At 67.3% G+C, this 8,447-nt stretch carries 10 protein-coding genes and 1 pseudogene; 2 read left to right on the top strand and 9 right to left on the bottom strand.

The features are described from left to right. The 9 genes from VJN29_RS04740 to VJN29_RS04700 form a co-directional block, all read right to left on the bottom strand. Window positions 1-651, bottom strand: a 651-nt coding sequence (locus VJN29_RS04740; RefSeq protein ID WP_324142430.1) for a 2Fe-2S iron-sulfur cluster-binding protein, incomplete at its 3' end; no start/stop codon positions are given. Window positions 652-738: 87 nt separating this feature from the next. After that, window positions 739-1,062 (bottom strand): phenol hydroxylase subunit P4, encoded by a 324-nt coding sequence (locus tag VJN29_RS04735; protein ID WP_324142429.1) that lies wholly within the window; start codon window positions 1,060-1,062, stop codon window positions 739-741. A 12-nt stretch (window positions 1,063-1,074) separates the two neighbouring features. Continuing rightward, window positions 1,075-2,625 carry a YHS domain-containing protein gene (locus VJN29_RS04730; RefSeq protein ID WP_324142428.1) on the bottom strand — a complete coding sequence of 517 codons (1,551 nt, stop codon included), beginning with the start codon at window positions 2,623-2,625 and terminating at the stop codon, window positions 1,075-1,077. A 32-nt stretch (window positions 2,626-2,657) separates the two neighbouring features. After that, window positions 2,658-2,978, bottom strand: a complete 321-nt coding sequence (locus VJN29_RS04725; RefSeq protein WP_324142427.1) for an MmoB/DmpM family protein — start codon at window positions 2,976-2,978, stop codon at window positions 2,658-2,660. 1 nt (window position 2,979) lies between these two features. Next, window positions 2,980-3,987 (bottom strand): hypothetical protein, encoded by a 1,008-nt coding sequence (locus VJN29_RS04720; protein ID WP_324142426.1) that lies wholly within the window; start codon window positions 3,985-3,987, stop codon window positions 2,980-2,982. 152 nt (window positions 3,988-4,139) lie between these two features. Next, on the bottom strand, window positions 4,140-4,562 hold the full coding sequence (locus tag VJN29_RS04715; RefSeq protein ID WP_324142425.1) for a hypothetical protein: 423 nt from the start codon (window positions 4,560-4,562) through the stop codon (window positions 4,140-4,142). Continuing rightward, entirely contained in the window at window positions 4,559-5,029 is a 471-nt protein-coding gene (locus tag VJN29_RS04710) for a heme-binding protein (RefSeq protein WP_324142424.1), read from the bottom strand. Before VJN29_RS04710 ends, VJN29_RS04715 begins: the two co-directional genes overlap by 4 nt. 41 nt (window positions 5,030-5,070) lie before the next feature. Beyond that, window positions 5,071-5,988, bottom strand: a complete 918-nt coding sequence (locus VJN29_RS04705) for a catechol 2,3-dioxygenase (RefSeq protein WP_324142423.1) — start codon at window positions 5,986-5,988, stop codon at window positions 5,071-5,073. A 2-nt stretch (window positions 5,989-5,990) separates the two neighbouring features. Beyond that, complete coding sequence (locus tag VJN29_RS04700) at window positions 5,991-6,362, bottom strand: 2Fe-2S iron-sulfur cluster-binding protein (RefSeq protein WP_324142422.1); 372 nt, start codon at window positions 6,360-6,362, stop codon at window positions 5,991-5,993. 385 nt (window positions 6,363-6,747) lie between these two features. Here VJN29_RS04700 and VJN29_RS04695 point away from each other — a divergent pair, with 385 nt between their 5' ends. Further along, window positions 6,748-7,779 (top strand): hypothetical protein, encoded by a 1,032-nt coding sequence (locus tag VJN29_RS04695; protein WP_324142421.1) that lies wholly within the window; start codon window positions 6,748-6,750, stop codon window positions 7,777-7,779. A gap of 216 nt (window positions 7,780-7,995) precedes the next feature. Beyond that, window positions 7,996-8,447: pseudogene (locus VJN29_RS04690) on the top strand (ABC transporter ATP-binding protein); the annotation flags it as partial.

Below are 8,447 nucleotides of genomic sequence, written 5' to 3'. Positions count from 1 at the left end.
GGTACCACCCGCCACGAGCACGGCGTCGCGGTCGTCGCCGACCTTGAGGACGAACCGACCGTAGGGCCCGGACACCTTGACGTCGTCACCGATGGCCATGGACCCGAAGATCCACCCGTCCGAGGCGAGCCCGCCCGGCGTCCGCCGGATGTGGAACTCGAGCCGCCGCTGCTCGGTGGGCGGGTTGGCGATCGAGTAGGTCCGGTCGGTGTCCTTGCCGGGCACCTCGAACTTCAGGTACTGCCCCGCGTTGAACTCCATTGGCCGGTCGAGCTCGATGACGACCCGTCGCGTGTCCCGGGCGATCTCGTCCAGCGCCACGACGGTCGCCGTGTAGTCCTGCACGGGGTGCACCTCGACGTCCTCGTCGACGTCGATGTCGGCCTCGATGACGACGTCGGACCGCGGCTTCGCGCAGCACGTGAGCAGCTTGCCCTCGTCGCGCTCGAAGTCCATCAGCGCGAACGAGCTCGCGTCACCGTGGTCCACGTCGCCGTCCACGACGTCGCACTTGCACGTCGCACAGGTGCCGTGGGTGCACGAGTGGGGAAGCCAGACGCCGTTGCGCAGGCAGGCGTCGAGGATGGTCTGGTCCTCGCGGCACTCGATCTCACGGCCGAGCGGCTCGACGGTGATGGTGAAGGTCTCCATTGCGGGACTCCTTGGGAGGTGGGGTGATCGGAAGGTGCCGTATGCCGCTGAGCTGGCCCAGCGGCATACGGCGGAGTTGTTATGTGGCTAGGCCAGCGTCACCGCGATGACGTCCTTGTGGACGACTCCGAGCTCCTCGAGCGTGGACTCGTCACGCGGGACGAGGGTCTCGCCGTGGAGCGCCCAGGACCGCGGCGCCGCGGCGTCGAAGTCCGGGTCCTCCTCGGCGAACGGGACGACGAGCTGGCTCCAGAAGTCACTCCACGTCATCGCCTTGGGGGCGCGGAAGCAGGCCGCGGCGCAGAACCACGGGTTGTCCTTGAACCACACGTGGACGAGCTGGTCGTCGCCGTACAGCTCTTGGCGGGAACGGGACGGGAACTCGTACGTCCCAATGCTCTTGACTGCCATGTCGGTCTCCTCTCAGGCCTGGGCGCCGGTGGTGTCGGGCTGGCTGATGTCGTCGGGGGCATGCCACTTCTGCCAGTTGAGCTCGTCCACCGAACCGAGGTACTCGCCGTTGTCGCCGTCCTCCAGGCCGTACCAGTCGAGCACCTCGGGCAGGCTCGGCCCGCCGCAGTTGCCCTGGTAGATCTGGTGGACCGGCAGCCAGGCCTGGACGTACTTCTCGGGCTCGCGCTCGAAGATCCACTGGCAGCCGTTGGAGCACGTCTGGAACTTCTCGCCCTTGTACTCGCTCTCGCGCTGACAGATCGTCGTCGGGTCACCCGGCTCGGTGAAGCCCATCGGGATCTGGCAGACCTGGCAGAGCTGGGGCAGTCCCCGGACGAAGTGGCGGCCACCGGCCTCGATGTTGCGCTTCTCCTTGTCCCAAAGGGCCCGGTAGTGCTTGTCGAAGGTGTCCGGGTAGGTCTTGGACAGCCACTCGAGGTGCTCGTCCGTCGGGACGCTCGTGGTGAACGCCGCGGCGTGGGAGAACTGGTAGAGGATCCAGTAGACCTGGTGGGACAGGACCTCCTTCTCCGCGATGGCGTCCTCGACGTGCCGCGGCGGCGTGATGCCGTAGAAGGCGAGGTCCTTGAAGAGGCCCTCCATCATCTGCTGCTCGAAGTAGAGCTCGAAGGCCTCCTTCCACGACATGACCTTGCGCGGCAGCATGTAGTCGAGCATCTGGGCGACGAGGGCCGTGACCCGGTAGCCGCGCCAGAACCACTTGTCGATCCACGCCTGGACGATCGGGACGTTCTTCTCGTCCTGCTCCAGGAGGAACTTGATCGCCTCGAGGCCGAGCGTCATGTGTCGAGACTCGTCGGACTGGGCGGAGAAGCCGAACGTCATCGTCGGGAGGTCCCCGTTGAAGGACGCACCGGACATGAACGGGACGAAGAGCAGGTTCGTCAGGAGGTACTCGAAGGAGAACCCGATGGCGATGAGGAACTCGAACGGCCCCGCCGAGAGGCTGTCCTCGAAGAAGGACTTGGGCACCGACAGGTACCAGACGCGGTCGTGCTGCTGCGAGAAGTTGTGGAAGCCGCTGTAATACTTGTTGTAGTTGCTCAGCGTGTGGATCTCGGTCTGCGTGTGCCGCAGCTCGTCGATCGACTGGCACAGGGCCGCGAACCGCGGACCGGGGCCGGCGAGGTGCCGCGCCAGGTAGGCGAAGTTGCGGTGCGCGTTGTACTCGTTGGGCGCGATCCCCTGGAGGAAGATCTTCATCGCGTTGAGGTAGTTCGCGTCCGTCAGGGACAGGTGGCCCTGGCTCTGGGCGAAGCCATCGAGGACGGCGTAGAGCCGCTTGTCCTTCTCGGCCTGGTACTTGCAGTAGGCGTCGACCGTGAGCCGGAAGGGGTCCTCCCACTTGCTCCAGTCGTGGATGGTGATCCCCTCGAACGACACGTAGGGGAACATCTCGTCCTGGGAGACGTAGCTGGGCTCCCAGTCGAGGTCACGGGTGAGCGCCTGGTATCGCTGCTTCATCGACAGCTTGCGCGGCGCCTTGGGGGCGATGGTCATTGGTCGTCTCCTTCTCGAGCGCTCATGCCGGTTCAGTGGTCCCAGGCGATGACGATCTCGTCGTCATCCCATTCCTTGATGTGGCCGAAGTAGGACACGATCGCCATCTGGAACTCGTGCGTCTCCCACTCGCGGCCGAGGCGGTCCTCGACGGTCACCCGGTTGATGACCAGGCGACCCGTCGCGGTGATGCGGACCAGGCCGGGCATGTGCTGCACGGCGCAGTCGGGGTTGTCCGCCTCGATCGCCTCGACGACGGCGCGGTTGGTCTCCGACTCCTGGATGTCGACGCCGACCGGGCGGGCCGGGGTGGCGGCGACCTCAGGGGTCGTGGAGCTGGCGGTGTCGGTCATGTCAGGCCTCCTGGGGGACGGCGTGCGCGGCGCGGACCTCGTCCGCGACCTGCTCGAGGGCGGCGACAGCACCACCGGCCACGAGGGCGTCGGCGCGGGCAGCGAGCGGACGGAGCGCGGTGACGGCGCGGTCGACCGCACTCGCCACGGTGCTCGCGATGATGTCGGCGTTGATGGTGCCGAGCTCCGGGTCGGCAACCCAGACCCGGTACAGCGCGTCCAGCCAGCGCCGCTGGTCCTTGAACCAGTCGGTCAGGTGCTGCGCCGCGAGGCTGTAGGCGGGCGCGCCGCCGGTGAGGGCGGCTTCGTCGAGGTGAGAGAAGAGGAGTCGGTACAGGAGCTGGTCCGTCACGTCGAGGGCGATGAGCGCGAGGGCCCAGTCCTTCTCGATGATCGTCTCCTCGACGAGCCGGCGCAGGCCTTGGAGGGCCTCGTCCTCGACCCAGGCCCGCTTGGCATCCTCGAGCAGGCCCGCGGTGCCGCCGTCGAGCGAGATCCCGAGTCGGCTGATGATCTGGGCGTTGCCGATGCGGTCGAAAGCGGCATAGGCCGCACACTGCGTGATCGTCGTTCCGAAGCCGAAACGGGCCGCGGCAGTGGAGATGAGCTGGGCGCCGGACTCGTAGTGGCGCAGCGGGATGACGAGCTGGGCGAGCAGGTCCTTCCACGCGTCGGGCAGGCGCTCGAGGAGGTCCCGGCTCTCGAGGTAGGACAGCGTCGCGCCGAACGCGTCGGCCATGGCGGCGCGTGAGGTCACGTAGGGCGCGTAGTAGTACTGGCGCGGGTCCGTGAAGGAGTACGGGTCGGTGAGGCGGAGGACGCTGAAGGCCTCGTCGTAGATGTCCTTGGTCGGGTCCCAGACCGGCCGGTACTGGAAGTTCTCCCGTGCCTGGATGTCGAAGGAACCTTCCTCGTAGCGAGACGCGGGGCGGTCCCCGAACCTCGCGACGAGGTGGTCGAAGGTCTTGCGTTGGGGTTCGATGACCTGGGTGCGCAGCTCGTACTGCACGATGGGCCTCCTTGGGAGGGGCAGAGCGCCCCCGTGGGAGCGCGATCGGCTTGGACGGCGGGGACGGACGAGCCCGGGCAGGCTCGGATGGGGAGCGCTCCGGAGAGCGTCCCGTGGCGCTGCGGGTGCAGCGGATCAGGTTTGGTCGACAGTCAGCGGGACTCGACGAGCAGCCGGATGAGCAGGTCGGGCAGAGCGTCCGGCCCGTCCAGCTCCTGGGGGAGCTCCGACTCGAACCCGTCGCCGACGAGGCGGCCGTAGGCCATGCCGTCCTCGAAGGTCGTCGACACCCGGGCGGCACGACCCCGGTAGCCGACGTTGAAGGCGAGCTCGTGGGGGAGGGTCTCGTCGAAGAGGGTCAGGTGCTCGTCGCCACCCCTGGGGGACGAGGGCAGGACGGCGTTCGCCTCGCAGACGAGCTGCTCGGCGAGGGAGCGGATGGCGACCTGCCGGTCAGCGCCGGTGCCGGTTGCGATGCGCTGGCTGATCCGGGTCATGGGCATCGGTGCGATGGGCTCGACGTCTTCGTCGAGGCCTCCGACGGTGTCGACCACTCTGAGCATGAACGGGGTCATCGCTGTCCTTTCGGTGCGCCGGCCAACGCGAGGGCGTCCCGGACGACGTGGGAGCCGGCCTCGGCGATCTCTCGATCCTCTTCAGCGGTTCCGCCCGAGACGCCGACGGCGCCGACGGTCTCGCCGTTGCGGACGAGGGGGACGCCGCCGCCGAAGATGACGAGGCGGTCACGGTGGACGATTCCCTCACGCAGGGCGGGCTCGTCCGAGATGGCCTGGAACCACTCGTGCGTGGGCATCCCGTTGAAGGCTGAAACGGTGTAGGCCTTGTCCTGGGCGATGCTCGCCGACATGAGGGGGGCGCCGTCGAGCCGGGCGAAGGCAAGCAGGTTGCCGGCCCGGTCCGTGACGGCGATGTTGACCGCCACCCCGAGAAGGTGGGCGCGCTCGGCCGAGGCCTCGAGCACGGCGCGCGCTCCGGCGTAGGTCAACGTGAGCTGTTGCGTGGTGAACGGGCTGCACGTCATGGCGAACCTCCTCGGGGGTGACGGTCGGTGGGATCGGCGGGTCAGGTGGAGACGGTGGTGAAGCGCTCGTTCATCTCGCGGGCGTGGTAGAAGATGCCCCTCGCGATCTGGTCGGGCGTCCACTTGACCGTCGGGCGGTCCGGGTAGGCCATGTAGCCGCCGGCGAAGACCTCGTTGCGGTTGCCCGACGGGTCGAAGAAGTAGATCGTCTGGCCGCGGGTGATGCCGTGACGCGTCGGGCCGATGTCGATCGGCACGTCGTCCATGACCATGAGGTCGCCGGCGTGGCCGACCTCGGCCCAGTCCTGCAGCTTGAAGGCGACGTGGTGCAGCTTGGACTGCGGGCCTTCCAGGACGGCGATCTGGTGGATCTGGTTGTTGCTCGTCATCCAGGTCGCGATGTAGTGCGCGTCGTTGTCCTCGAGGTCCGTCTGGACCCGCTCGGTCGCGTAGAAGCCGAAGACGTCGGTCAGCATGTTCTCCATCGTGCGCACGTCCTCGGCGAGGATGAGCGAGTGGTCCAGGCCGGGGACTCCGATACCGACCAGGTGGCGGGGGAAGGCCTCCGGGTTGTGGGTGCCCACCTCGGTGCCGATCAGCGTCTGCGAGTGGTAGACCTCGAAGACGTGCTCGGACGGGGTGGTGAAGCGGATCCCGTCGCTGACCTCGGCGTTCTCACCCTTGGACATGCGCTCGACGGTGAGCCCGAAGGTCTTGGCCTTCTGCTCGATGTCGTCGATGTCCTCGGGCTTCTCGACCTTGAAGCCGTACTTGACGACCCCGACGCCGCCCTCCTCGAGCACGAGCGAGTGGTGGTCCCACTCGTCCCAGCCCTTGTAGTAGATCTTCCCGTCCTCAGCATGCGTCTCGTAGAGGCCGAGGGTGTTGGCGTAGTGCTGCTTCGCCTCGGCCAGGTCGGTGACCCGGACGTGGGCGTAGCCCATTCGCAGGATTCCCATTGCTACTCCTTGTTGGTGGTGCCGGCTGCCAGGGCTTCGGCGCGCTGCCGGGCCTTCTCGTTGATCTGGCGCAGGAACGGGTTGACGAGACGCAGACACGCGTCACGCATCTCGATGGTGACGTCCGAGACCGGGACTGCTCGGCAGCTCAGACACGTGCCGTCCGTGCTCTCCTCCTCGGTGATCACCGAGTCGGCCACGGGACGGTTGTAGGCGAACTCTCCCTCGAGGAGGTCGACCTTGCAGATGGCGCAGCCGCCGCGACGGCAGCCGACGGTGTAGGCGTAACCCGCCTTGAAGAGGCCGCCGAGGATCGTGTCTCCGGGCTCGAGGTGGACGACCTCGCCCGTCGGATGGATCCTGAGGTTCGGCACCGGCGCTCCTTCGCGTTCAGTTCTCGTGCGCCACTTCCGCGTGGCGTCAGTACGAGACTCGCTGTCCGCGCGCTGCTCCGACACGGTCGTTCCACAGACAGGAACGGCCCCGCTGGCCAGATCAACCAAGAGGCCGTATGCCGCTGGGCCGGCTCCTCGTCGAGTGCCCAGTAACTCCCGGGGCTGGCTTTCAGTCGAGTGCCCAGTAAGTCCCGGGGCTGGCTTTCAGTCGAGTGCCCAGTAAGTCCCGGGTTGGCTCCCAGTCGAGTGCCCAGTAAGTCCCGGGTTGGAGCAGGTTGTCCACATCCCGTGGTCGAACAGAGGCCCGTCCCCCTGGGCCGACACGGCCCTCGCCGTCGGCGGACCAGGGCCCAACGGTTGAGCTGTGACACTCAACCTGAAGACGCAAGGCCTGGAACCTGCCTTCACGGTCGTGGCAGGTCGCTCGGCAGGCCTCACCCGCAGGCAGCTCCTTTCCCGCACGCTGCACCGTCCAACCCGAGGTGTGAGGACCGCGGCGGCCCCCGCGGATCTGGTCAGCCGGGCGAGGGCCTATTCGCTTGCACTGCCACAAACCGCAGCGTTCTCTCACCTGACAGCGGCCCAGCTCCACGAACTGCCCTTGTCCTACGCAATGGAGGAGGACGACCGGTTGCACATCATCCGGCCCATCGACCAAGCCCATGTCAGGCGTGAGGGGGTCGTGGGACACCGCATGTTGCACTCTCGTGCCGTCGTCGACGTGAGAGGTCTGCGGGTCGTCGACCTTGCGGATACCTGGGTCGATCTGGGCGAGCTGGTCGGTCGAGCCAAGCCGGTCGGGCTCGACGACCTCATCGTCGTCGGGGACGCATGCGCCACGCGGCTCGACTCGGTTGCGCCGTTGAGGCGGGCGCTGGCCAAACGAACGAGACCACGCGGAAAGAAGGCCCTCCTAGAGGCCTTGGGCTACATCCGGGTGGGGTCATGGTCACCACGAGAGACCCAGTGCCGCCTGATGTTCGTGCGAGTGGGATTGCCGGAGCCTCTCCCAAACGAGCCCGTCTATGCGAGCTGGGATCCAAACCTCTTGCTTGGGTACGGGGACCTCGTCTGGCAGATCGTCCTTCCCGACGGCCGCGTCATCAAGGTCATCGGGGAGTACATGGGGGAGAAGTTCCACTCCAGCGAGGAGCAGAAGGCCCACGATGAGGTGCGTCGTGAGCTGCTGGAGAGTGACGGCTGGCTGGTGCTGGAGATCTGGCGACTGGATGTGAAGGACACAGAGGCACGTCATGCCACGATCACTCGGTTTGCCGATGCCCTTGAGCTCGACGTCGACAGTCTGAACCTGACGGAGGCCGAGCCGCGCTTCTTCTCTCGCCACGCCATGGAGCTCGCGTGGCAGCGGAATGCGAAGCGGGCAGCTTGGATCTGAGATCGCCATTCGTGGCCACGGCGGGACTTTGTGGGCACTCAACCGGGCCGCTTGCGGCGGGACTTGCTGGGCACTCGACTGGGCTGCGGCGGGACTTTGTGCGCACTCGACGTACCGGGACGCACCTCCGGCGCGAAGTGCACACTCGACGGGACCCGGCCCGCGCTGGAAAACCGGTGGGGCCGCATCACGGCGCCAACCTAGGCTGGATGGGTTATGCGAGATTTCCCACCCGACTTCCGGGCCTTCACCGACCGCGCCACGAGCGACGACGAGCCGGACACCCGCACCCCGCGAACCCTCCTCTGGTGGATGGTCCGCCAGCAGGGCGCGCTCTACTGGGCCGGCCTTTTCGTCGCGCTCGTCTGGATGGTCCCGCAGGCGCTCGGGCCCTGGATCGTCGGCCGTACCATCGATGCTGGCATCGTCCCGGGCGACAGCTCCGCGACCATCCGCTGGGTGCTGGTGCTCGCTGCCGTCACGGTCGTCGGAGCGCTGAGCGGCATCGTCTACCACACGATCATCGTGCGGGAGTGGCTCATCGCCCTCTATGGCACCACCCAGCTCGTCACGCGCAAGGCGCTGCAGCTCGGCCACGTCCTCATCCGCCGCACCCCGACGGGCGAGGTGCTCTCGGTCTCCGGGTCCGATGGTGACCAGTTCGGCGC

The organism is Intrasporangium sp., from assembly GCF_035280925.1.
Taxonomy (GTDB): domain Bacteria; phylum Actinomycetota; class Actinomycetes; order Actinomycetales; family Dermatophilaceae; genus Intrasporangium.
This window is presented reverse-complemented; position numbering and strand designations above follow the sequence as displayed.